This window comes from Fusobacterium perfoetens (genome assembly GCF_021531595.1).
Taxonomy (GTDB): Bacteria; Fusobacteriota; Fusobacteriia; order Fusobacteriales; family Fusobacteriaceae; genus Fusobacterium_B.
Window position 1 is genome coordinate 137,290 of record NZ_JADYUD010000001.1, and the last position, 23,420, is coordinate 160,709.

Below are 23,420 nucleotides of genomic sequence, written 5' to 3' on the forward strand. Positions count from 1 at the left end.
ACGGCAGACTTGAAAATTCAAGAATGCCGTTTTTTAATAAAAAAATTAAAAAGCCCAGTTTCCGTTTTTAAAGATTTTTTCTTCTCTGCCATAAGAATCTATTCCAGTAATATCAAGATCTTTTGTTCCAAACATAAAATCTACATGGACTAAAGAATCATTCATTCCAGCTTCTTCCATTTGTTGTTTATTAAATGTATCTCCTTCTTCAATGCAGCTAGGATATGCCTGTCCGATAGCAAGATGACATGAAGCATTTTCATCAAATAAAGTGTTATAGAATAAAATATTTGAATTTGAAATAGGAGAATCGTAAGGAACGAGTGCTATTTCACCAAGATATTTAGCTCCTTCATCAGTATTTATAAGATTTTTTAATGCTTCTTCTCCTGATTCTGCAGAAAAATCTATAATTTTTCCATCTTTAAAAGTAAGGGAGAAATTTTCAATAAGAGTTCCTCCATAGTTTAGAGGCTTTGAAGCTTTTACAATACCATCTACACCATATTTATAAGGCATTGAGAAAACTTCTTCTGTGGGAATGTTTGCTACAAATTCTATTCCTGATTTTGTAATATCTTTTCCAGAAGCCCAAAGATGTCTATTAGGAAGCTGCACTGTAAGATTTGTTCCAATAGAATTTTTTATAACAAATTTTTTAAATTGCTTTTTATTTAGGTAATCCATTTTTTCTTTTAAATTTGCTAAATGTTTATGCCATGTTTCCACAGGATTTTCTGTATCTGCTTTTACAGAAGATATAATAGCTTTCCAAAGATTTTCAACAGCTTCCTCTTCAGAAAGATTTGGAAATACTTTTTTTGCCCATGCAGAAGTTGGAACAGAAATAATATTCCATTGAATAGTATTTGTCATAACTTTTTCATAATAAGATTTAAGTCCTACATTTCTCGCTGTTTGTGCCTTTGCAATTTTTTTACTGTCAATTCCTTTTAAAAGTTCAGGATCATTTGCAGCAATACTTAAAAAAGCTGCATTTTTTTCTGCATAAAACATAAGAGAATCTATTTCCCATTGAGGCATATTTTCAAAAATTTCAATATCTCCATGTAAAAATCTCATTTTTTTACAGAAATCATCATTCCAATGAACTACAACTTCTTTTGCTCCCATTTTATATGCTGTTTCAACAAGCATTCTTGTAAAAGGAGCTGTCTCAACAGGAGACATTATAACAAGAGTTTGTTTCTGCTGAAGATTTATTCCAATTTTAAGTGCAAGGTCTGCATATTTTTGTAAAGTTTTATTATTCATTATTTCCTCCTTGAAAATTATATTTCTGCTTTATTATATCATAAAAAAGAGAGTAAAAAAAAAGTAAAATATTTATTTTCTTAGACAAATGTGATAAAATTGTAATGTTGTACAATATTTTATATCGGGGAGGTCGAGTTGGAAAAAAAAGATATAGTAATAAAAGGGTTAAGTAAATCTTTTGATGGTGTACAGGTTATTAAAAATATTGACTTGGAAATTAAAGCAGGAGAATTTTTCTCTATTTTAGGTCCGTCTGGATGCGGAAAGACAACACTGCTTAGAATTTTAGCAGGGTTTATTGAACCTGATACAGGAACAGTGTATTTGGGGGATAAAAATATAACAAATCTTCCGCCAAATTTAAGATCTACAAATACAATATTTCAGAAATATGCATTATTTCCTCATCTTACAGTTTATGAGAATATAGCATTTCCTCTGAGAATGAAGAAAATGGATTCTGATTATATAGATACAGAAGTAAAAAAAATGCTTAAAATGATAGATCTTGAGGAGCATGCTTCTAAAAAGCCAAACCAACTTTCAGGAGGGCAACAACAGAGAGTGTCAATAGCAAGAGCACTTGTAAATAAACCAGAAGTTCTTCTTCTTGATGAACCTCTTTCAGCTCTTGATGCAAAACTTAGACAAAATCTTTTGATTGAACTGGATAATATCCATGAAGAAGTTGGAATAACATTTATATTTATAACACATGATCAGCAGGAAGCACTTTCTATTTCAGATAGAATAGCGATAATGAATAAGGGAAAAGTTCTTCAGGTAGGAACACCTGCAGAAGTATATGAGTCACCTGCAGATATGTTTGTAGCAGATTTTATTGGAGAAAATAACTTTATTGAAGGAGAAGTTGTTTCAATAGATAGTGAAACATGTGCAACTCTTAAGCATGAAAAACTTGGTGAAATTCGTTTTGAAATGGATAGAGAAGTAAAAGTTTCTGATCGTGTAAAAGTGTCTATCAGACCTGAGAAAATAAGAGTAACAAGAAAACCTCCTAAAAACTTAGGAAAAATTCATAATGTGGTAAAAGTATATGTTGATGAAGTTATTTACACAGGATTTCAAAGTAAATATTTCGTATGGCTTAATGGGGAAAAGGATATGCTGTTTAAAGCATTTAAACAACATGCTATTTTCTTTGAAGATGATGAAAGCAGTGTAAAATGGGATGAAGAAGCATATATTTCTTGGAACTCTGAAGATAGTTATCTGGTTGAGGTAGAGGCAAATGAAAAGAGATAGAAGAGGAATTTATTATACTTTACCAATAACAATTTGGCTTACAATTTTCTTTTTGATTCCTATGGGAATTGTTCTTGTATATTCTTTCTTAAAAAAAGGGATATATGGAGGAGTTGAACTTGAATTTTCTTTAGAAACATTTAAGATTTTTGCAAATCCAATGTTTCTTAAAATAGTTTATAAAACTCTTGCAATGGGAATAATTGTAACACTTTTTACTCTTATAGTGGCAGTTCCTACTGCATATTTTATAGTTCGTTCAAAGCACAGAGAAAAATATATATATCTTATAATTATTCCTTTTTGGACAAATTTTCTTATAAGAATTTATGCTTGGATGGCAATTTTAGGAAATAATGGATTTATAAATTCATTTTTAATGAAAATAGGAATAATAAATGAACCTATACAATTTTTATATAATACAGGTGCAGTTATTTTGATTTCTGTTTATACAAGTTTACCTTTTGCTATACTTCCTCTTTATTCAACAATAGAGAAGTTTGATTTTTCTCTTATAGAGGCAGCAAGAGATTTAGGAGCAACAAACAGACAAGCATTTTTTAAAATATTTATTCCAAATATAAAAAGTGGAATAATGACAGCAGGATTATTTACATTTATTCCTATGCTTGGTTCTTATGTTGTACCAAAACTTGTAGGAGGAGCAAATTCAATTTTTCTTGGAAATGTTATCGCTCGTCATCTTACAGAGACAAGAAACTGGCCTATGGCATCAACAATATCATCAGTCCTTATAATTATAACTTCTGTTATACTTTTTGGATTTATGATTGCAAAGAAGAGAGGTGGAGCTGATGAATAAAAGAAGAACATCATTATTTTTCTTTCTTCTGTCTATGATTTTCTTTTATCTGCCCCTTGTTGTTCTTGTCATATATTCTTTTAATGAAGGGAAAGCAATGGTATGGCAAGGATTTTCATTGAAATGGTACAGAGAGCTTTTTATGTATTCAGATGAAATCTGGAGAGCGTTTAAATATAGTATATTTATTGCAATTTTTTCAGGGCTTCTTTCTACAACATTGGGAACATTAGGAGCAATAGGACTTCATTGGTATAAATTTAGATATAAAAAATATCTTGAAGTAATAGGTTATCTTCCTCTTATAGTTCCTGATATAATAATGGGAGTATCCCTTTTAATATTATTTGTTACAGTGAAACTTGAACTTGGTCTTGCAAGTATATTTATAGTTCACACAACATTTAATATTCCTTTTGTACTTTTTATTGTGCTTTCAAGGCTTTCAGAAATAGATTATTCTATTGTTGAAGCAGCTTATGATCTTGGAGCAACAGAGATGCAGACATTAAAAAAAGTAATTATACCAATGCTTATGCCTGCAATAATATCAGGATTTCTTATTGCTCTGACTTTATCATTTGATGATTTCGTTGCAACATTCTTTGTGGCAGGTCCAGGTTCATCAACTCTTCCTCTTAGAATTTATTCTATGATAAGATTGGGAGTGTCACCTGTTATAAATGCACTTTCTGTATTATTTATAGGATTTGCTACAGTACTTACTCTTTCAACTACAAAACTTCAAAAATATTTTTTAAAGTAGTAAACAATAAAGAGAAAAAAAGAGTCTAAAGGAAGTAATTATACATTATTTTGGAGGAAATTTATGAAGAGATATTTTAAACTACTGCTTGTTTCACTTGTTTTATTTTTACTTGGAGGATGTTCATTCTTTGGAAAAAAAGAAAGTACAGATTTTACAAAATATAATGATATTAGAGCAACATTTGTAACATCTCAGGGAGACATAGAATTTTATCTTTATCCTGAAGCAGCTCCAATAACTGTAGCAAGTTTTGTAAATCTTGCTTTAAGAGGTTATTATGATAATACAGTATTTCATAGAGCTATTGAAAACTTTATGATTCAAGGGGGAGATCCTACTGGAACAGGACAAGGAACACCAGGATATCTTACAAACGATGAATTTGTTGACTGGCTTGATTTCTATCAACCTGGAATGCTTGCAATGGCAAATATGGGGCCAAATACAAATGGATCACAATTTTTTATAACTATATATCCTGCTGATTCTTTAAATCAAAGATATACAATTTTTGGAGAATTTGTAACTCAGGGAGATTATGACAGAATTAAAAAGCTTGAAAAAGGTGATGTGATAAAAGAAATAAAAATCAGTGGACATGCAGATCTTTTACTTGCTTTAAATAAAGAAAGAGTAGATGAATGGAATAAAGAACTTGATTCTAAATATCCAAACTTAAAAAAATATCCTGTAAAAGATTTATCTGCATTTGGAAATGAAGTTGAACAATATAGAAATGAGCTTGAATCAATATATACTCCAAAGCAAAAAGAAATTAAAGAAGAAAAAGAATTTTTCATTCCTAGATTTATCAGAGCAACAGAAAAAAAATTAAAAGAAAGAAAAGCTGCTAAAATAGAAAAAGCTAAAGCAGAAAAAGAACTTGATGAATTCACATTAGATTAAAAAAAGGGGTTTATACCCCTTTTTCTTTTATGCTTTTTATAAATGTTTTTATTTTAATGTCATTCCGATTTTTACTTTTTCAATAGTTTCAGGTGCAAGATATTCAAGAATTGTAAATCCAAGTTCTTGAGAATACCCTGAACCACTGGCAGTGATAAGATTTTTATCTTTTACAATAGGTTCGTCTATAATATTGCAAAAATCTTTTACAAGTTCATGAGTAGAGAAATGAAGAGTTATATTTCTTCCATCTATCATTCTTCTTCTTCCCAATGAAGATGGAGCTCCACAAATTGCTGCAACCATTTTTCCATTGTCAAGATAGTATTTTGTAAGAGCCATAGCTTCATCTGATTTAAAAAGATTTTCATATCCTGAATATCCTCCTGGAAGGAATATACCATCAGCATCTTTATAGTCTCCAAACATATCATCAGCCTTGACTGTAACATTTTGTGCAGAATTAACTTCAAGAGTTTTGTTCAAAGAAAGAGTAACAACTTTTATTCCTGCTCTTCTCATCACATCAATAGGTGCAATAGCCTCTAAAATTTCAAATCCTTCTGCAAGTAAAACATAAACTTTTTTCATAGTTACCTCCTAAAATATAAACATATTAAATAAAATTTTCAGTAAAAGTTTCCCCTTTAAATACCTTTTAACCATATGTAATCACTATATTATCTATTTTACTGAATAAAATTATTTTAGAAATTATAATTATAAAAAATATAATTTACAGGAAGATATGCAGATGCAAGAAATTCCTTTTTTTCCTCTATATGACTTATGATAAAATTCTCTTTTATTTCAGTTAGTTGATAGCTTTGAAGAGAGATCATAAGGTAATTTTTAAATATTGGACTTTTGAAAAGCTTTCCTGAAACTACAAAGTTATCAAGAGAGAAAATAGCATCAATATTAAGTATTATAAGGGCTGTATAGTTTGCTATTTTTTTTAGGATAAGGCATTCTTCAACCTCTCCTTTTTCAGCTCTTTCAACGAGATAATCAAATCCATGTGTATCATAGTTTTTAATTATTTCAGGATACTCTCTGTATTTATCTTTAAGTTGTTTTATAATACTGGAACTTGATATCATTGTTTCAATACAACCTTTTCTTTTACATGTATCACAAAAGACATCTGAATCAGGTTCAATTATAACATGGTTAAGCCCTAATTTTTTATTAAAGTCCATAAATGGATTTACAAGTTGATTATTTACTATAATACTTCCATCTATGAGAGTATTATATTTCATAAAAAAGAAATTTTTAATTGACGGTTCACAGAAAGTCTGATAAAGAGCTAATGCTCTTATAAAAGTATCTATGATCACAGGAAAACTAAAATATTCTTTAGCAAATTCAGTTAATTTTTCATAATTAAGTTCCTCAAGAAAACTATAATCATAATATTTATTATGAAACTCTGAAAGGTTTATTGTAATTCCCATCCCAAGAATTTCATTTTCTTTGACATCGTTTTCTTTTATAAAAGTTTGAATTCTTGTAAAAATATCATGAAATAAATCTTTTGAATTTTTTATTTGATTGCTGTTTTCTCTTGAAAAAGCATGAAGAATTTCAAGATTTGTATTAGTGAAAACAATAGTTGTAGTATCAGGTCTTAAATCAATTCCTATAAACTTAAATTTATTATAATTTATAAGGAGATCTGTTCTTTTACGGTTATTTTTTATTCTTTCTTCTTCATATAAAATATTTTCAGATATAAGTTTTTTTGAAATTTTTGTCAATGAAGCAGGAGAAAGATTTAAATTTTCTGCTAGCTCAAGTTTAGTTCCACCTTGATGAATATTGATATACCTAAGAAGATTGGCTATGTTTCTATTGTTCGTTGCATTGTTCATAAAATGCCTCCTTAAATAAAAATAAAAATAAAAAAGCTTGACAAAAACTAAAAAAACAACTATAATTTTACTAGGTAAAATAAAAGTTTTAAAAAAATAAAATATTTTTAAATTAATTTAAAAATTACACAAAAATATTGAATGACTTTTTCTTTTTAATTTTTATCATATCTATATTATATAATAAAATTTTAATAAGTAACAGAGTTTATTGAAGAATATTTTAAAATTCATAATGAGACTATATCATATGCTCTGTTTAAAAGATTGTTTGATATTTTGTGAAAAACTTTTAAAAAAAGAATTTAAAAAATAATAAAAATAAATAAAAATAAATAAAAAACAGCGGGCTAATAAAAGTATTAACTTAATACAGCCTCATACATAAAAATTTTACATAATTAAATTTTTTAACTTTATTAAAAAATTTAACTGTATTAAGGTAATATTTTTTATTAATAAAAATATTTCAGAGGGGGAATAAAATGAAGAAAACAGCATTATTATTAGGAGCAGTATTAGCAGTAAGTTCATCAGCTTATGCAAAAGAAGTTCTTCCAGTAGTGGAGGAAGTACAGGAAACTGTTGTTATAGCTGAAGTAACTCCTGAACCATTAATCAAATCAGTAACAGTAGGACAAAGTTTAGAGGTAGATAATACTTCTGGTCAAAAGAATATAGGTGAATCAGTTATATTCATGAATACAGCAGAACTTAATACTGAAAACTGGGATTTCACAATAGGAGCAGGAAAAGTTTTCTCATCTGACACTCGTCATAGAGAAGGTGGACTATATGACAGAGGTACATCAAGAATGGAACTTCAAGCTATAAGAAACTTTGATAACTGGTTCTTAGGAGTAAAAGTTCAAAGCAATGATAACTATGACAGATGGTATTTAAGAACAGGATATGATTATGGAATGTTCTCAGGTTGGATGGATGCTCAATACTATTCTCAAAGTGGAAATTATGAAGATTATGGAAGAATAGAAATAATGCCTTTCAATGTAACATTTGGACCAATTAAAGTAGGATACTATTTAGATTATATAGATTATACAGGAAAAGGACAAGTTGAATTAAATGATAAGGGAGGAGTAGTAGAAAAAGGTAATATTCTTGAAAAATCAGCAGATCATCAATTAAGATTCTACGCACCTCTATATACAGGAGAAAAATTAGGTTTAACTTTAGAATATAGATTAGGATTACATAATTCAGCAGATTACAGCAATCTTGGAAAAGATAAAGGATATAGAGTTTATAAAGACTTTAACTATAATGCTCTTATAGTAAATGCTAATTATGCTTTAAATGATTCATTTGATATTTATGGATACTATAGATATGATATATCAAAATATGAAGCTAAAAAAGGAATTATAACTAACGAAGATAACGGAAAATACTATGGAGAATTCCAAATAGGATGGGCTTATACATTCTAGTTTTAAAATAGCTTATTTGAATATTTTTTATAATAAAAATTTCCTCGGGGCATAAAGCCCACTCAATAATTCAGCTGTTAAAGTGTGCTAACTTTGACATAGATAAAAGTAAAATCTCAAAGGAAAGTACTGAAGGCCTTCTCACCCTTCAGTATTTTTCTTTTTTTGAAAATATGATAACAAAAAAGGAGCTTATTTCAGCTCCTCTGTGTTTTTTATTAATTACTTTATCTAGAATATTAAGCAAAGAACATTTCAGTTAAGTCCATAGGATTAACTATAACACCATCTTTATATACTCTCATATTTCCAGATGCAATTTCATCTATTAAGATAACTTCTCCATTATTATCAATTCCAAATTCAAACTTAATATCATAAAGATCTAATCCTTTTTTAGCTAATTCATCTTTAACAATAGTAGAGATTCTTTGAGTTCTTTCTTTCATAGAGTCATATTGTTCAGCAGTCATAACACCTAAAACAACTAGTCCGTCTTTTGTAACTAATGGATCACCAAGTGCGTCATTCTTAAAAGTAGTTTCTACATATGCTGGAAGATCAGCAGCCTCATTTACATATTGAACATAACGACGGTAAAAACTTCCTACAGCTTTGAAACGGCATATAACTTCAAGACCTTTTCCAAAAGGTTTTGCAGGGACAACTTCCATTGTTCCTTTTTCTAAATCGGCAGAAATATAGTGAGTTTTTACTCCTTGGTTGTTAAGGATTTCAAAGAAGTATTCAGACATTTTTAAATTTGCTTTTCCTATACCTTCAATAGTTAATCCAACAGAGTTTTCACCTGGATCGAATACTCCATCTTTTCCAGTACAGTCATCTTTGAACTCTAATAAGAAGTTCCCATTTTCCAGTTTGTACACATTCTTTGTTTTTCCTTGATAAACTTTCTCCATTTTTTTCCTCCATTGTATAAAATAAAAAAATTATTGGCTGAAATATTAACAGTTTATATACAAAATCCGCACTAAAATTATAACTCTATATTATTTGATTGTTTTTGGTAACTCTATATGTGGTATTATACCATTTTTTAACAAATTTTCAAATTTTTTCTTATATCTTAATAAAAAAATTTATAAAGTACATTATTTATTAAAATTTTAAAGTATATTAAATTCTTTTTTGAACTCCTCAAGATTATCAAAACTGTCATAAGGATTATAGAAAAAAGTTTCATCATCATTTTCAAAATATGAATAACTGCTATAAAGATGACCAATAGCTTTTTTATATAATTTCATATTAGCATTGTGTTCTTCTATAAGAGAAGTAACCATATTGTTTTTATCACTTATTTCAATATATCCTTCTTCAAGCATAATTCTATCAAGTTCTTGTGTAAGTTCATCTATGTTCATAAGTATTTATCTCCTTGCATAAAGTATTTATTATAATATATCATATTTTTTTATTAAAAAGATATAAAAAAATATTTTGTTAAATTTTAAATAAAAATATTATTGATATTATGTAGATTTTTATATTTACTTGTAATATACTTATATTGTAAAGAAGGTTAAAAAAGCTATTATTAATATATCTATAAAATGAATTTATCAGATATAGAACTATATTAATATTAAAAATAATAAAAAAATTCAATATAGAATATTATAAATTTGTAATTATCTTTAAAGGAGGAATATTAGATATGACTACAAGAAATAGAGCTGAAGGCTGGAAATATGCTAAGTTATCTGGACATAAAAATGAACAACTTGTAGCAGAATTAACAGCTGAAAGCAAAGAAATTCAACAAAGAATATTAGAATGTGCACATTTAAAAGATGTTGTTATTAATCGTGTTGAATATGGTGGATTATGTGAAACAAATGTAGATTGTATTTTAGGTGGAAAAACAAAATCAAAGACAGATATGTGGCTTTATTTATCAAATGGAAAGAAACTTAATGTTTCTATAAAGAAAGATGATAGTGGTCAAGTTTTTTTAATAGGAATTGATAGATTTATCAGAGGATTTGAAATGCAATATGGGAAAAGAATACCAGAGCAAGTAAAAAGAGCTATTTCTCTTTATTTTGGTTCTGCAACCGATACTCTTGATATTATTAAATTACATAGTAGTGCTAATCAAAATCTTGAACTTAGAAAACATAGATTAGTAGCAAATACACTAAAGTCTTATAATGAAACTTTATATAATAGCTTAATTGAATGGATAAATGAAAATATTGTAGAGATATTTGATTTTTGTTTTGCAAAAGGATTAGCTAAGGATTCAGATAATTGGGCTCAAATTTTATGGTATAAAAATATGGTTGGTGAAAACCAATTTGATACTATAATTTATTTACCAGATATTCAAAATAAGATTTCTCCAACAGCAGTATACGGCATAAGAAATGGAGGTAGTACAATTCAGCTTCCTTTTGGATTTGTACAGTGGCATAGTCCGCGTAAAATTATACCTGGAGATATTCAATTTCATCATACATATAATAAGATATTAGAATTAATAAAATAGGAGAACATATGAGTTTTGATTATAGAGAATATAGAAAACAATTGGGATTTAAAAATCAAGAAAATTTAAAAAAATATTTTAAAGCTAAAGATATTGTTTATATAAATTGGGAGAAAATAGAAGAATATAATTTAAGGTTAAAAGAAATATTTCAAAAAATTAATTATGTTGTTCATCCAAAAATTAATTGGTCATCAATGAATAAAATAAACTTGGAAATTGATAAGGCTTACAATATTATGAAAGAAAATAATATTTTTACAAAATTAAATAATAATGGGCGTAATCCTGAAGATGTATACTATAATTGGATGAGAGGTTATATAGTATGTAAATATTTTGCACCAGCTCTTTCTATTATTTTTGGAGTATCAAAAGAATCTATAAAAACTGTAGGACATGATAGTCTTACAGATTTTAAAACTTTTTCTAAATCACCAATGGCAGATTTAGAAATTAAATTAAATGATACTATTATTAGGCTTGAGATACAATCAGGATTTACTGGGATAAATGATATAAAATATCATAAAGTTCAGGAAGCAAAGCGTGTTTTTGAAAATGAAAAAATTATATCATTTGTTGTTCATTTTGATTTATTTAATGGAACTATGGCTATAATAAATATAACTAACATTAATGAAAATAATACTAACTGGATTACAAGAAGTGAAATGGAAGGACAAAAAGTATTTTCAATTCCAGAAAAGGCATTTCAATGGTTTTTTCCTGATGAGCCACCTTATTATTTAGATATTATATATTGAAAAATAAAGCAACTCTTTTTAAGGAGTTGCTTTACTTCTTAATGCTTCTAATATTTGTTTTGCTATAGCAATAGAAAGAAGTGGTGGAACGGCATTGCCAATTTCTAGCCGTTTCATACCATCTGCTCCATAAAATTTATAATCATCTGGAAAGCTTTGTAAGCGAGCTCCCTCTCTTATAGACATAGCTCTTGAATCACGAGGATGAATACATCTAGATGAAGATGGACATGCAAAATTACGTGTTATTGTGGTAGCTGGTTTTTCCCACCATAATTTAGCATATGTATTACCGTATCCACTTTTAGGACGAATTTCTTCAGGTAAATCATTTTTAGATTGTCCATCTTTAAGAGTTTCCATAATTTTAATTAAATGTTCTCCATTTTTAGGAGCTTTATGTTCTTCAAGGAAATTATCAACATTTGCTCTGACAAATTTTAAAAACTCGTTGTCTCCAATATCTGTTTCATAATAATTTTTTTCTTGACCACTTTTGATACAAGGTAAATCTCCTATTGCATCTTTTAATGTAACATATGGTTTAAGTCCCTCTCCATGTGTAGGTATAGGATATATAAAATTATTTTTTTCTTTCATACCAACCAATATTACCCTTTCTCTTTGTTGAGGGACACCGAAATCAGCAGCATTTAAAGTTTTTTGTTTAAGGATATATCCTAATTCTTCAAATTCAGTTTGAATTTTTTTAAATAGATTTCCTTTATCCATAGTTAGAATTCCAACAACATTTTCAAAAACAAAAACTGTAGGTTTAAGAATTTGTAAAATTCTTTTATATTGCATAAATAAATTTGCTCTGTCATCCATTTGTCTTTTCCCTAATGTTGAATAAGATTGACAAGGTGGTCCTCCTACAATAATATCTATTTTTTTATTTTTTAAAACTTTATTAAGTTTTTCTTCTGTTAAATCGTTAATGTCACAATTTATCATTTTCACATCAGGGTGGTTTAAAGTATATGCTATAGAAATATCTTTTTCTATTTCATTTGCAGCAATTATATTAAAATCTGATATTTTAGAAAAACCGTAACTTAGACCTCCTACACCAGCAAATAAATCAATGACATTATATTTTGTCATTTTTCCTCCTGTGTTAATAAGATGGATATATTTTTATTAATTTTGTAATAAAAAATAAATGTGAAAGCTTTTACTAAGAAAAGCTTTCACACCAAAATACAAATTATTCCCACTCTATTGTAGCAGGTGGTTTAGAAGAAATATCGTAAGTTAATCTATTAATTCCTTTAACTTCGTTGATAATTCTGTTTGAAACTTTTTCTAGGAAATCGTAAGGAAGTCTAGACCAAGTTGCTGTCATAAAGTCTATTGTATTTGCAGATCTTAAAACAGCAGTATATTCATAAGTTCTTACATCTCCCATAACTCCTACAGATTTTACAGGAAGAAGAACAACGAAAGCTTGGCTTACTTTGTTATAAAGATCAGCATTTCTTAATTCTTCAATAAAGATATTGTCAGCTTCTCTTAAGATGTCAGCTTTTTCCTTAGTAACTTCTCCTAGGATTCTAATTCCAAGTCCAGGTCCTGGGAATGGATGTCTATCTATCATATGGTCAGGAATTCCTAATTCTCTTCCTACAGCTCTTACTTCATCTTTAAATAATTCTCTTAAAGGTTCAAGAAGAGTGAATTTCATATCTTCAGGAAGCCCTCCAACATTGTGATGAGATTTTATAGTCATAGAAGGCCCTTTTACAGATTGAGATTCAATAACATCTGGATATATAGTTCCTTGTGCTAAGAAATCAACATCAGTAAGTTTTCCTGCTTCTTCATTAAATACTTCAATAAATTCTTTTCCTATTATTTTTCTTTTAGCTTCAGGATCAGAAACACCTGCAAGTTTAAATAAGAATCTTGCTTCAGCGTTTACACATTTTATATTCATATGGAAGTTTTCTCCATATATTTTCATAACATTTAAAGCTTCGTCTTTTCTTAGAAGTCCTGTGTCAACAAAGATACAAGTTAACTGATCTCCGATTGCTTTATGGATAAGAGTTGCAGCAACAGATGAGTCAACTCCTCCTGAAAGTCCAAGAAGAACTTTTTTATCTCCAACAGTTTTTCTTATTTTTTCAATAGTATCTTCAATATAGTTTGTCATGCTCCAGTTTTTTTCACATTTTGCTATATTGAAAACGAAGTTTCTGTAAAGTTCTTTTCCATATTCAGTGTGAGTAACTTCAGGATGGAACTGAACACAGTAGATATTTTTTTCTGCATTGTAAGCAGTAGCTATACAAGAATCTGTATGAGCAATTTGAACGAATCCAGGAGCAAGTTTAGTAACATGATCCTGATGGCTCATCCATACTTGTGAATCATTAGGAATACCTTCAAAAAGAGGGTTAGATGCATCATCTAAAATAAGATGAGCTTTTCCAAATTCTTGTTTGTCAGCACATTCAACTTTTCCTCCAAGAAGATGAGTTGTAAGTTGCATTCCATAACATACTGCAAGAACATGAATACCTAAATCGTATAATTTTTTATCTATCATAAAGGCATCTTCTAAGTAAACAGAAGCAGGTCCTCCAGAAAGAATAATTCCTTTTGGCTCTCTAGCCACAATATTTTCAATTGGTTCAAAGTATGGAACTATTTCAGCAAATACTCCCATTTCTCTTATTCTTCTAGCTATAAGTTGGTTATATTGAGAACCAAAATCTAGTATAAGAATACTATTCTTTTTCATTAATACCTCCAAAAATTTTAATATTATAAAATGGTTAAAAACCTTTTTAATTATTTATTAATTGTTTTAATTAAAATGGAAATTCATCATCTTCAAAATCATTTCCTACAGGAGCAGATTTTGCAGGTTCAGCAGCTCTTTGGAAACCTTCGTTATAATTTCCGCTGCTGTAAGAAGAATCTTCTCCAGTGCCATTTTTACTTTCAAGGAATTCAACAGTATCTACTAAAACATCATAAGAAGTTCTTTTTTCTCCATTCACTTCATATCTGTTCATCTGAATTCTTCCTTGTACACCTACTTTTCTTCCTTTTCTAAGATATTCGCCAATAAGCTCAGCAGTTTTTCCAAATGCAACACAGTTTATAAAATCAGCCTCTCCTTTTTGAAAAGGTCTGTCAACAGCTAAAGAAAATCTTGAGTAAGCTTTACCACTTTGACCGAATTTTAGTTCAGGATCTCTGGTAAGTCTTCCTGTTAAAATAACTAAATTCATAAATTTTCCTCCTAGTAAATACATAATTGATTACTAATAATTATAACAGAAAAGCAAATTAAAAACAATGAAAATTGTTGTGCTTTTATTCAATATTAATGGTAATTATGATATAATTGATAGGGAAATAATAAAATGGAGGAAAAAGATATGAAAAGGATAGTATTGCTTGATGTCAGTGCAATTATGTACAGGGCATTTTATGGAAATATGAATTTTAGAACAAAAAACGAGCCGACAGGAGCAGTGTATGGATTTACTAATACCCTTTTAAGTATTATAAAGGAATTTTCTCCAGATTATATAGGAGCGGCTCAGGATATAAAAAGAGCAGAACTAAAAAGAAGTAAAATATACAGTGAATATAAAAGTAATAGAGATGCAATGCCTGAAGATCTTCTTGTTCAGGTTGACAGAATAGAAGAGGTACTTGATTGTTTTGGAATAGACAGATTTAAAATTTCAGGCTATGAAGCTGATGATGTTATGGGAACAATTGGAAAAAAATTTTCAAAAGAAAATTATGAAATTATTATCATAACAGGTGACAAAGATTTGACACAGCTTCTTGATAAAAATATAAATATTGCTCTTCTTGGAAAAGGAGATGGAGGTGGATTTAAAATTCTTTCAACTCCTGAAGATGTAAAAGAACATCTTGGTGTTTATCCTGAAATGATACCTGACTTATTTGGACTTATAGGTGACAGCAGTGATGGAATTCCTGGAGTAAGAAAAGTAGGTCCTAAAAAAGCAATACCTATGCTTGAAAAATATAAAAATCTTGAAGGAATTTATGAAAATATAGATTCTTTAAAAGAGATATCAGGAATAGGGCCTTCTCTTATAAATAATATAAAAGAAGATAAAGAAATAGCTTTTTTAAGCAGAAATCTTGCAACTATTGAAACAAATATTCCTCTTGAAATAAAAATAGAGGATTTAGAATATAATGTAGATAATAGAAAACTTTTATCACTGTTTAAAGAGTTAGGTTTTAAAGCTCTTATAAAAAGAATGGGGCTTTCTGAAGAAGAGGAAAAAGAGAAATATGAAGAAAAGGAAACTTCAGAGCAAGTGGGACAGCTTGGGCTTTTTAATGTAGAAAACGAATCTGTTCTAAAGCCTAAAAAAGAAAAAGACAGTATGGTAATGATTATTGATACAGAAGAAAAATTTGAAAAGATGTATAATGATTTAAAATCTGAAGAATTTATATATTTCTATGCTGAAAATATAGGAGTAGTTTTTGCAGGAGAAGAAAGGGATTATTATGTTCCTCTTTATCATAATCTTAAGATAGGAGAGAAATATGGAAATCTAGATAAAAAACTTATTGAAAAAATATTTTCTATGGATAAAAAATTTGTAACATATAATTTTAAAAATATTCTTAGAAATTATTATAAAATTCCAACTGAAAATATGGAATTTGATGAAATGCTAGCATATCATCTTATTACAGCTCAGACAAGAGAAAATATTGAAAGTATGATTGCTGCTGAAACTATGAAAGACATAAAAAAATATGCTGATATTTTTGGAAAAGAAAAACCTGAAGAAACAGATATAGAAAAATATGGAAATTATATTCGTGAAAGAGGAGAAGCAGTAAGAGAACTTCATTTTTCTCTTAAGGAGCAGCTTGAAGAAAAAAATCTTATTCCTGTTTTAAAAGAAATAGAAATTCCTCTTATTGAAGTTCTGAATTCTATGGAAGAGGAAGGAATAATGATTAATCCTGAGTATTTTTATGAATTCGGTGCAAAAGTAGGAGAAAAATTAAATATTCTTGAAGAAAAAATATATGAAATTGCAGGAGGAAAATTTAATCTTAATTCCCCTAAACAATTAGCAGAAGTTTTATTTATAAATCTTAATATAGCTCCTGTAAAGAAAACAAAAACAGGTCTTTCAACGAATGTGGAAGTTCTTGAAGAACTTGAAGCAAGAGGAGAAGAAATAGCAAAATATATTCTTGAATATAGAAAACTTTCTAAATTAAAATCAACATACATTGATGCTCTTCCAAAATCTGCAGATAAAAATAATAGAATTCATACTAATTTTAATCAGACAGGAACAGCTACAGGAAGGCTTTCGTCATCTGATCCAAATTTACAGAATATTCCTGTTAAAACTGATGATGGAATGAGAATAAGAGAAGGATTTATTGCTAAGAAAGGTTATAAACTTCTTGGAATAGATTATTCTCAAATTGAACTAAGAGTTCTTACAGAAATTTCAGAGGATGAAAATCTTATAAAAGCATATGCAGAAGGAAAAGATCTTCATGATCTTACTGCAAGAAAAATATTTGGGCTTTCTGAAAGTGAGGAAGTTACAAGAGAACAAAGAACAGCAGCTAAAATTGTAAACTTTAGTATTATTTATGGAAAAACTGCTTTTGGTTTGTCAAAAGAACTTAAAATAACAAGAAAAGATGCAGAAGACTATATTGCAAAGTATTTTGCAGAATATCCAAAAGTAAGAGAGCTTGAAACAGAAATAATACAAAAAGCAGAAGAAACAGGATATGCAGAAACATATTTTAACAGAAGAAGGGATATAGAAGGTATTCATTCAAGAAATAAAAATATAAAAAATCAAGGAGAAAGAATGGCAGTAAATACTGTTATTCAAGGGACAGCAGCAGAAGTTATAAAAAAAGTTATGATAGAACTTTATAAATTTTTAAGAGGAAAAGAAGATATAAAAATGCTGCTTCAGGTTCATGACGAACTTATATTTGAAATAAAAGATGAAAAGGTTGAAGAGTACAGAACAGTTATAGAAAATATTATGAGAAACAGTGTTAAGTTTAAAAATGTAAAACTTGAAGTAAATAGTTCTGTAGGAAATAACTGGGCAGAGGCAAAATAAGAAAGGAGATTTCAGATGTCCTATACTTATCAAGTAAAAAATGAGATAATAAAAAAGGGCGGATATACAGTAAAAGAAAAAACTGCAGAGTTAAGAGGAATATTAGATGCTAAAAATGCAGTTTTTAATGATCATATAGAATTAAAGTTGGAAAGTATTGAACTTGCTAACAGAGTATATAGAATTTTAAAAGAGATTACAAATCTTAAATTAAATGTAAAGTATTCTACAAGTAAAAATTTTGGAGAACATAATATATATATAATAGGAATTGTTAATCAAAAAGGATTCAGAGATTTTTTAAATCTTCTTGAAGAATATAGAGGAAAAGCTATTCGTGAAGATGAAGAAAAAACAGCAGGTTTTATAAGAGGACTTTTTCTTTCTACAGGATATATTAAAAGTCCTGAAAAAGAATATGCTTTGGATTTTTTTATAGATAATGAAGATATAGCAGAAGAACTTTATGAAATTCTTGGAGATTTAGGTAAAAAAGTATCAAAAACAAAAAAGAGAAATAAAAATCTTGTTTATCTTAGAAATTCTGAAGATATTATGGATATACTTGTAATAAATGGTTCTATAAAAGAATTTTATAAATATGAAGAAACTACAATGATGAAAGACTTAAAAAATAAGACAATAAGAGAAATGAATTGGGAAGTTGCCAATGAAACGAAAACTCTTAATACAGGGCTAAGACAGATAAAACAGATTAATTATATAGGAGCAAAAATAGGTATAAATAATCTGACTCCTGTTTTAGAAGAAGTGGCTTTTTTAAGACTTCAAAATCCTGAAAGCTCTCTTCAGGAACTGGCTGAAATGATAGGTATTTCAAAATCAGGAATAAGAAATAGATTCAGAAGAATAGAGGAAATATATAACCAGCTTCTTGAGGAAAATGGAGAACAACCAAAGGAGTAATACAATTAATATGAAAATAATAAAAGATATTTTAAAAGGAAATGAAAAACTAAAAAATAGTTATGTTGCTCTTGGAACTTTTGATGGAGTGCATAGAGGACATAGAGTATTAATATCTGAAGCAGTAAAAAAAGCAAAAGAAAATAATGGGATATCTGTTGTATTTACATTTTCAAATCATCCTATGGAAGTGATTTTTCCAGAAAGAGTTCCTAAAATGATAAATACTCTTGAAGAAAAATTATATCTTTTAGAAGAAATGGGTGTTGATTATGTTGTACTTCAAACTTTTGATAAAGAATTTGCAAACTGCACAAAAGAAGAATTTATTGATAATATTTTAATAAATGCCCTTGGAGCAAAAGAAATATTTGTAGGATTTAATTATACATTTGGAGAAAGAGGAGCAGGAAATACAGAATACCTTAAATCTATAAGCAAAGAAAAGAATATTATAGTAAATGAAGTTCCTCCTGTTGAATATAAAGGGTATGTATTAAGTTCAACACTTATAAGAAATCTTATTCTTAATGGAGAGCTAGAACTTGCAAACTGTTTTTTAGGAAGACCTTTTCTTATTTCAGAAATAGTGGAACATGGAAAGAAATACGGAAGACTTTTAGGTTTTCCAACAGCTAATTTAAAAGTTGTAAATAAAGTTTATCCTCCTTTTGGAATTTTTGGAGGAAGCACAGTTATTGAAGGAGAAAATAAAAAGCAATATTCTTCAGTAATAAATATAGGAAAGAATCCTACATTAAAACCAGGAGAACTAAGTGTAGAGGTGCATATTCTTGATTTTAATGACATGCTTTATGGAAAAAGAATTTATGTGAATATAGAACATTTTATGAGACCTGAGAAAAAATTTGATTCATTTGAAGATTTAAAAATAGGAATACAAAAAGATGTTGAGAACTGGAGAAATTATTCTGATGGAAAATAAAAATGAAAATTTTGAAAAAGCTGTTGAAAATAAAAATGATATTCTCCTTAAAATAGATAATTTTGAAGGGCCACTTGAGCTTCTTTTATATCTTATAGATAAGAAAAAATTAAAAATATCAGAGGTAAGAATTTCTCAGCTTATTGACGAATATATTGCTGTTTTTGAAAGATCCAAAAAAGATAATCTTGAAATAAAAACAGAATTTCTTATGACAGCTGCAGAGCTTCTTGAAATAAAAGCAGTGTCAGTCCTACATATAAATGAAGAGCTTGAAACAGAAAAAGTATTGAAACAAAGGCTTGAAGAATATAAGCTTTTTAAAGATGTGGCAGATAGAATTAACAGCATGGGAAGTGAATTTAATATTTCTTATTCCAGAGGAGAAGGAAGAAAGATAAGAAAATCTGAATCTAAAGAATATGATCTTAATTCTTTGAAAGCAGAAGATATTTATAATAGTTATAAGAAATATTTAAAAGTAATTGATGAAGAAGTTATTGAAATAAAATATGAAAAAGTATATTCAGTTGAAGAGGAAATAGAAAAAATTAAAGTTATTCTTTTTGAAAAACCTCTTACTCTTGATGAAATTTTTTCAAGAGCAGAAAACAGAATTCATCTAGTTTATATATTTCTTGCTCTTCTTGATATTTATAAAGAAGGAAAAGCAGATATAATAAACAATGATGAAAAGATTATTATAAAAAAAATAGAAAGCTGATTGGTGTGGAGGTTCAATGTTTAAAAGTGGAATACTTGTAATGCTGATAACATTAGTCAGCAGAGTGCTTGGACTTGCAAGAAGTGTTGTTGTTGCTTATTATTTTGGTGTATCTGCAGGAACAGATGCTTTTTTCAGTGCATTTAAAATAAGTAATTTTTTCAGACAACTTCTTGGAGAAGGAGCACTAGGAACATCGTTTATCCCCATGTATAATGAAAAAGTTGAAAAGCAGGGGGAAGAAGAGGGGAAAAAATTTATTTTTTCAATTCTTAATATAGTTTTTATTTTTTCTGTTATAGTTTCACTTGGAATGATAGTATTTTCAAAAGAAATAATAACAGTTATAGTGAGTGGATTTTCAGATGAAACAAAATTTATTGCATCTGATCTTTTAAAAATAATGTCAAGTTACTTCATTTTTATAAGCCTTTCAGGAATGATTTGTGCAGTGCTTAATAATTTTAAATGTTTTGCAGTGCCAGCATCAACTTCCATATTTTTCAATATTGCTATTCTTGGAGGAGCAATATTTTTTGGAAAAACTTATGGGATAAAAGCTATGGCTTATGGGGTTCTTGTAGGAGGTTTTTTACAACTTATAATAGTTCTTCCACAATTTTTTAAAAGAGTAGGAAGATATAGATTTAGGATTGATTTCAAAGATGAATATCTTAAAAGAATTTTTTATCTTATGGTTCCTATGCTTGTAGGAATTGTTGCAAGACAGTTTAATACAATAGTAGATCAATTTTTTGCTTCATATCTTGAAACAGGAGGAGTATCAGCACTTGAAAATGCAACAAGAGTATATAATCTTCCTATAGGGGTTTTTGGAATATCAATTTCTACAGTAATTTATCCAGCTCTTTCAAAAAAAATTGTTAATAAAGATTTTAAAGCTGTAGAAGAGGATATTAAAAAAGGACTTAATATTTTATTGTTCTTAGTTGTGCCATCAACTATAGTTCTTACTATTTATTCAGAAGATGTAATAAGACTTATTTTTGAATATGGAAAATTTGGAGGAAGAGCAGTAAAGATAACTGCTGAATCACTTTTTTATTATTCTTTAGGACTTTATTTTTATACTGCAATACATCTTATGACAAGAGCTTTTTATGGAATGAAAAACAGCAGAGATCCTGTTAAGTTTTCAATATCGGCAATTGTAATAAATATTCTTTTAAATGCTCTTTTAATAAATTCAATGGAATATAGAGGGCTTGCTCTTTCAACTTCTGTGGCAGCAATGGTAAACTTTTCATTACTTTTATATACATTTAGAAAAAAATATATTTCTCTGAGCTTAAAACCTGTTTGTATTTTTCTTATAAAAGTTCTTATAAGTTCAATGATAGCAGTTGCAGCAAGCTTTTGGTTAAAAAATATTATAGTTAAACTTGCAGTATTTGGTGCAGTTTATCTTGCTTTATGGGGATATACATTGTATAAGAAAAAATTAGAGGTATTTTAATGGGAATTTCAAATTATAAAGTATACACACCATTTATATATGCTGATTTTATAACTGAACTTGCAATAAAAAACTATTTCTGTGAAGAGTATACTGAAGAAAAATTAAGAAATTTGAAAATAGCAGATCTTTCCTGTGGAACGGGAAATCTTCTTACTGTAATGCTTATAAAACTTATAGAACTTTCAAAAAAAATAACAGGAAAATATTTTTTTAACTCAGATTGGATAAGAGGATATGATATTGATGAAAATGCTCTTGAAATCTATAAACAAGATGGGCAGGAGATTTTAAAAAGATATAATCTTAAAGGAGAAATTTTATTTTTTAAAGAAGATTCACTTTTAAGTGAAAAAAAAATAAAATATAATATAGTAATAGGAAATCCTCCATATTTAGGAGAAAAAAATCATCAAAAAATTTTTAGAAAGCTCAAGGAAACAGAGTTTGGAAGAAAATATTATGAAAGTAAAATGGATTATTTCTATTATTTTATAGAAAAAGGTATTGATATTTTAGATGAAGAAGGAATTCTTGTGTATGTTACAACAAATTACTGGCTTAAAGCTGACAGTGCGGTAATTTTAAGAAAAAAACTAAAAGAAGAGGGAAACTATACAGATATAATAGATTATAATATTTCCATATTTAAAGATGCTCCAGGTCAACATAATATGATTTTTTCATGGAAAAAAGAAAAGAAAAATGTAAATGATAAAATAAATATAGAAAAAGAAGGAAATAAATTTACTTTAAAAAATAGTAATCTTTATGATGAAAAAGGAAATATTATTCTTGTTGATGAAGAGAATAGAAAATTTAATAAAAAGATAAGTGAGAAAAGCACACATAAATTAGGAGAAATTTTTAATATCAATCAAGGAATAGTGACAGGGTGTGATAAGGCTTTTATTACAAAAGAATATAATGAAAAATTTAAAGAATATCTGAAACCATTCTATAAGAATAAAGATATTTTTAAGTATAGCTGTATAGATAAAAATTATTTCTGGATATACTATATTGAAAAAACAGATGATATTTCAGATGAATTGAAAAATTTTTTTATGCCTTATAAAGAAACTTTATTAAAAAGAAGAGAAGTAAGAAAAGGTGCTTTAAAATGGTGGCAGCTTTTATGGGCAAGAGATAAAAATATAATGAAGGATGAAAAAATTCTTGTAAGGCAAAGATGTAAAACTAATTTTTTTGCATATAGTAAAGGAGAATTTTATGGAAGTGCAGATATATATTATCTGACTTTAAAAGATAGATATTTTAATATTTTTTATATTCTAGGATATCTTAACTCTAAAATTTTTTATAGATGGTATAAAAATAACGGAAAACATAAAGGATATAATCTTGAATTTTATACTACCCCTTTAAAGCAAGTCCCTTTATTTTATCCGAGTAATGATAAAAATAATGAGATTTTATATGTTGAAAATTTAGTTAAAAAACAGATAGAAAATTATTCAGAAGAAGTTCAGAATGAAATAGATAAATATTTTGAAAAGGTATATTTAGATAAAAATTAAAAGAGAGCTTATACGCTCTCTTTTT

Annotated in this window: 21 protein-coding genes; 13 read left to right on the plus strand and 8 right to left on the minus strand. The window is 27.9% G+C overall.

The features are described 5' to 3' along the window. Positions 1 to 45: 45 nt before the first annotated feature. On the minus strand, positions 46 to 1,275 hold the full coding sequence (locus I6E17_RS00600) for an aminopeptidase (protein ID WP_176828575.1): 1,230 nt from the start codon (positions 1,273 to 1,275) through the stop codon (positions 46 to 48). A gap of 138 nt (positions 1,276 to 1,413) precedes the next feature. On the opposite strand from I6E17_RS00600, the gene I6E17_RS00605 reads away from it, so the two are divergent. The 4 genes from I6E17_RS00605 to I6E17_RS00620 all read left to right on the plus strand — a co-directional run bounded on the left by I6E17_RS00605 (position 1,414) and on the right by I6E17_RS00620 (position 5,045). Then, entirely contained in the window at positions 1,414 to 2,544 is a 1,131-nt protein-coding gene (locus tag I6E17_RS00605) for an ABC transporter ATP-binding protein (protein ID WP_176828576.1), read from the plus strand. Next, positions 2,531 to 3,370 (plus strand): ABC transporter permease, encoded by an 840-nt coding sequence (locus I6E17_RS00610; RefSeq protein WP_176828577.1) that lies wholly within the window; start codon positions 2,531 to 2,533, stop codon positions 3,368 to 3,370. Before I6E17_RS00605 ends, I6E17_RS00610 begins: the two co-directional genes overlap by 14 nt. Beyond that, positions 3,363 to 4,136, plus strand: coding sequence for an ABC transporter permease (locus I6E17_RS00615; RefSeq protein WP_176828578.1), 774 nt, complete (start codon positions 3,363 to 3,365; stop codon positions 4,134 to 4,136). The genes I6E17_RS00610 and I6E17_RS00615 overlap by 8 nt, the downstream gene beginning before the upstream one ends. A 63-nt stretch (positions 4,137 to 4,199) precedes the next feature. After that, the gene (locus I6E17_RS00620; RefSeq protein WP_176828579.1) at positions 4,200 to 5,045 is read left to right on the plus strand and encodes a peptidylprolyl isomerase; all 846 of its coding nucleotides are present in this window, start codon (positions 4,200 to 4,202) and stop codon (positions 5,043 to 5,045) included. Between the two features lie 48 nt (positions 5,046 to 5,093). Here the strand turns inward: I6E17_RS00620 and I6E17_RS00625 are convergent, their stop codons facing one another. Together I6E17_RS00625 and I6E17_RS00630 are read right to left on the minus strand one after the other, a co-directional pair. Beyond that, a complete protein-coding gene (locus I6E17_RS00625) occupies positions 5,094 to 5,636 on the minus strand; it encodes a DJ-1/PfpI family protein (protein WP_176828580.1) in 543 nt (180 codons plus the stop codon). A gap of 116 nt (positions 5,637 to 5,752) precedes the next feature. Next, on the minus strand, positions 5,753 to 6,922 hold the full coding sequence (locus tag I6E17_RS00630; RefSeq protein WP_176828581.1) for an ROK family protein: 1,170 nt from the start codon (positions 6,920 to 6,922) through the stop codon (positions 5,753 to 5,755). Between the two features lie 485 nt (positions 6,923 to 7,407). On the opposite strand from I6E17_RS00630, the gene I6E17_RS00635 reads away from it, so the two are divergent. Continuing rightward, positions 7,408 to 8,373, plus strand: coding sequence for a hypothetical protein (locus tag I6E17_RS00635; RefSeq protein WP_176828795.1), 966 nt, complete (start codon positions 7,408 to 7,410; stop codon positions 8,371 to 8,373). A 239-nt stretch (positions 8,374 to 8,612) separates the two neighbouring features. On the opposite strand, the gene I6E17_RS00640 is transcribed toward I6E17_RS00635, so the two are convergent. Continuing rightward, positions 8,613 to 9,293 (minus strand): phosphoribosylaminoimidazolesuccinocarboxamide synthase, encoded by a 681-nt coding sequence (locus tag I6E17_RS00640; protein WP_176828796.1) that lies wholly within the window; start codon positions 9,291 to 9,293, stop codon positions 8,613 to 8,615. A gap of 207 nt (positions 9,294 to 9,500) precedes the next feature. Beyond that, entirely contained in the window at positions 9,501 to 9,758 is a 258-nt protein-coding gene (locus I6E17_RS00645; protein ID WP_176828797.1) for a hypothetical protein, read from the minus strand. Between the two features lie 293 nt (positions 9,759 to 10,051). Between I6E17_RS00645 and I6E17_RS00650 the strand changes: the two genes are divergently transcribed. Further along, positions 10,052 to 10,885: a hypothetical protein gene (locus I6E17_RS00650; protein ID WP_235234909.1), complete on the plus strand. Its 834-nt coding sequence runs from the start codon at positions 10,052 to 10,054 to the stop codon at positions 10,883 to 10,885. 8 nt (positions 10,886 to 10,893) lie between these two features. Beyond that, positions 10,894 to 11,652, plus strand: coding sequence for a hypothetical protein (locus I6E17_RS00655; protein WP_235234910.1), 759 nt, complete (start codon positions 10,894 to 10,896; stop codon positions 11,650 to 11,652). An 18-nt stretch (positions 11,653 to 11,670) separates the two neighbouring features. Here I6E17_RS00655 and I6E17_RS00660 read toward each other — a convergent pair whose 3' ends face one another. The 3 genes from I6E17_RS00660 to I6E17_RS00670 all read right to left on the minus strand — a co-directional run bounded on the left by I6E17_RS00660 (position 11,671) and on the right by I6E17_RS00670 (position 14,897). Continuing rightward, positions 11,671 to 12,759, minus strand: a complete 1,089-nt coding sequence (locus I6E17_RS00660) for a DNA cytosine methyltransferase (protein ID WP_235234911.1) — start codon at positions 12,757 to 12,759, stop codon at positions 11,671 to 11,673. Positions 12,760 to 12,862: 103 nt separating this feature from the next. Next, complete coding sequence (gene guaA, locus I6E17_RS00665) at positions 12,863 to 14,413, minus strand: glutamine-hydrolyzing GMP synthase (RefSeq protein WP_419180969.1); 1,551 nt, start codon at positions 14,411 to 14,413, stop codon at positions 12,863 to 12,865. Between the two features lie 58 nt (positions 14,414 to 14,471). After that, entirely contained in the window at positions 14,472 to 14,897 is a 426-nt protein-coding gene (locus tag I6E17_RS00670) for a single-stranded DNA-binding protein (RefSeq protein ID WP_176828801.1), read from the minus strand. A 150-nt stretch (positions 14,898 to 15,047) separates the two neighbouring features. Here I6E17_RS00670 and polA point away from each other — a divergent pair, with 150 nt between their 5' ends. The 6 genes from polA to I6E17_RS00700 are packed head-to-tail and all read left to right on the plus strand — an operon-like array spanning position 15,048 to position 23,395. Continuing rightward, positions 15,048 to 17,780: a DNA polymerase I gene (gene polA / locus I6E17_RS00675; RefSeq protein WP_235234914.1), complete on the plus strand. Its 2,733-nt coding sequence runs from the start codon at positions 15,048 to 15,050 to the stop codon at positions 17,778 to 17,780. Between the two features lie 15 nt (positions 17,781 to 17,795). Next, the gene (gene whiA, locus I6E17_RS00680; protein ID WP_176828803.1) at positions 17,796 to 18,707 is read left to right on the plus strand and encodes a DNA-binding protein WhiA; all 912 of its coding nucleotides are present in this window, start codon (positions 17,796 to 17,798) and stop codon (positions 18,705 to 18,707) included. Between the two features lie 10 nt (positions 18,708 to 18,717). Further along, entirely contained in the window at positions 18,718 to 19,653 is a 936-nt protein-coding gene (locus I6E17_RS00685) for a bifunctional riboflavin kinase/FAD synthetase (protein WP_235234916.1), read from the plus strand. After that, entirely contained in the window at positions 19,643 to 20,377 is a 735-nt protein-coding gene (locus tag I6E17_RS00690) for a segregation and condensation protein A (RefSeq protein ID WP_235234917.1), read from the plus strand. Before I6E17_RS00685 ends, I6E17_RS00690 begins: the two co-directional genes overlap by 11 nt. 16 nt (positions 20,378 to 20,393) lie before the next feature. After that, positions 20,394 to 21,854, plus strand: coding sequence for a murein biosynthesis integral membrane protein MurJ (gene murJ, locus I6E17_RS00695; protein WP_176828806.1), 1,461 nt, complete (start codon positions 20,394 to 20,396; stop codon positions 21,852 to 21,854). Further along, positions 21,854 to 23,395 carry an Eco57I restriction-modification methylase domain-containing protein gene (locus tag I6E17_RS00700; RefSeq protein WP_176828807.1) on the plus strand — a complete coding sequence of 514 codons (1,542 nt, stop codon included), beginning with the start codon at positions 21,854 to 21,856 and terminating at the stop codon, positions 23,393 to 23,395. Before murJ ends, I6E17_RS00700 begins: the two co-directional genes overlap by 1 nt. The last annotated feature ends 25 nt before the right edge of the window (positions 23,396 to 23,420 follow it).

What these genes read in the sequence shown, in the direction of transcription:
- I6E17_RS00600 (WP_176828575.1), bottom strand. Translation starts at nt 1,275, where the DNA reads ATGAATAATAAAACTTTACAAAAATATGCAGACCTTGCACTTAAAATT.
- I6E17_RS00610 (WP_176828577.1), top strand. Translation starts at nt 2,531, where the DNA reads ATGAAAAGAGATAGAAGAGGAATTTATTATACTTTACCAATAACAATT.
- I6E17_RS00615 (WP_176828578.1), top strand. Translation starts at nt 3,363, where the DNA reads ATGAATAAAAGAAGAACATCATTATTTTTCTTTCTTCTGTCTATGATT.
- I6E17_RS00620 (WP_176828579.1), top strand. Translation starts at nt 4,200, where the DNA reads ATGAAGAGATATTTTAAACTACTGCTTGTTTCACTTGTTTTATTTTTA.
- I6E17_RS00625 (WP_176828580.1), bottom strand. Translation starts at nt 5,636, where the DNA reads ATGAAAAAAGTTTATGTTTTACTTGCAGAAGGATTTGAAATTTTAGAG.
- I6E17_RS00630 (WP_176828581.1), bottom strand. Translation starts at nt 6,922, where the DNA reads ATGAACAATGCAACGAACAATAGAAACATAGCCAATCTTCTTAGGTAT.
- I6E17_RS00635 (WP_176828795.1), top strand. Translation starts at nt 7,408, where the DNA reads ATGAAGAAAACAGCATTATTATTAGGAGCAGTATTAGCAGTAAGTTCA.
- I6E17_RS00640 (WP_176828796.1), bottom strand. Translation starts at nt 9,293, where the DNA reads ATGGAGAAAGTTTATCAAGGAAAAACAAAGAATGTGTACAAACTGGAA.
- I6E17_RS00645 (WP_176828797.1), bottom strand. Translation starts at nt 9,758, where the DNA reads ATGAACATAGATGAACTTACACAAGAACTTGATAGAATTATGCTTGAA.
- I6E17_RS00650 (WP_235234909.1), top strand. Translation starts at nt 10,052, where the DNA reads ATGACTACAAGAAATAGAGCTGAAGGCTGGAAATATGCTAAGTTATCT.
- I6E17_RS00655 (WP_235234910.1), top strand. Translation starts at nt 10,894, where the DNA reads ATGAGTTTTGATTATAGAGAATATAGAAAACAATTGGGATTTAAAAAT.
- I6E17_RS00660 (WP_235234911.1), bottom strand. Translation starts at nt 12,759, where the DNA reads ATGACAAAATATAATGTCATTGATTTATTTGCTGGTGTAGGAGGTCTA.
- I6E17_RS00670 (WP_176828801.1), bottom strand. Translation starts at nt 14,897, where the DNA reads ATGAATTTAGTTATTTTAACAGGAAGACTTACCAGAGATCCTGAACTA.
- polA (WP_235234914.1), top strand. Translation starts at nt 15,048, where the DNA reads ATGAAAAGGATAGTATTGCTTGATGTCAGTGCAATTATGTACAGGGCA.
- whiA (WP_176828803.1), top strand. Translation starts at nt 17,796, where the DNA reads ATGTCCTATACTTATCAAGTAAAAAATGAGATAATAAAAAAGGGCGGA.
- I6E17_RS00685 (WP_235234916.1), top strand. Translation starts at nt 18,718, where the DNA reads ATGAAAATAATAAAAGATATTTTAAAAGGAAATGAAAAACTAAAAAAT.
- I6E17_RS00690 (WP_235234917.1), top strand. Translation starts at nt 19,643, where the DNA reads ATGGAAAATAAAAATGAAAATTTTGAAAAAGCTGTTGAAAATAAAAAT.
- murJ (WP_176828806.1), top strand. Translation starts at nt 20,394, where the DNA reads ATGTTTAAAAGTGGAATACTTGTAATGCTGATAACATTAGTCAGCAGA.
- I6E17_RS00700 (WP_176828807.1), top strand. Translation starts at nt 21,854, where the DNA reads ATGGGAATTTCAAATTATAAAGTATACACACCATTTATATATGCTGAT.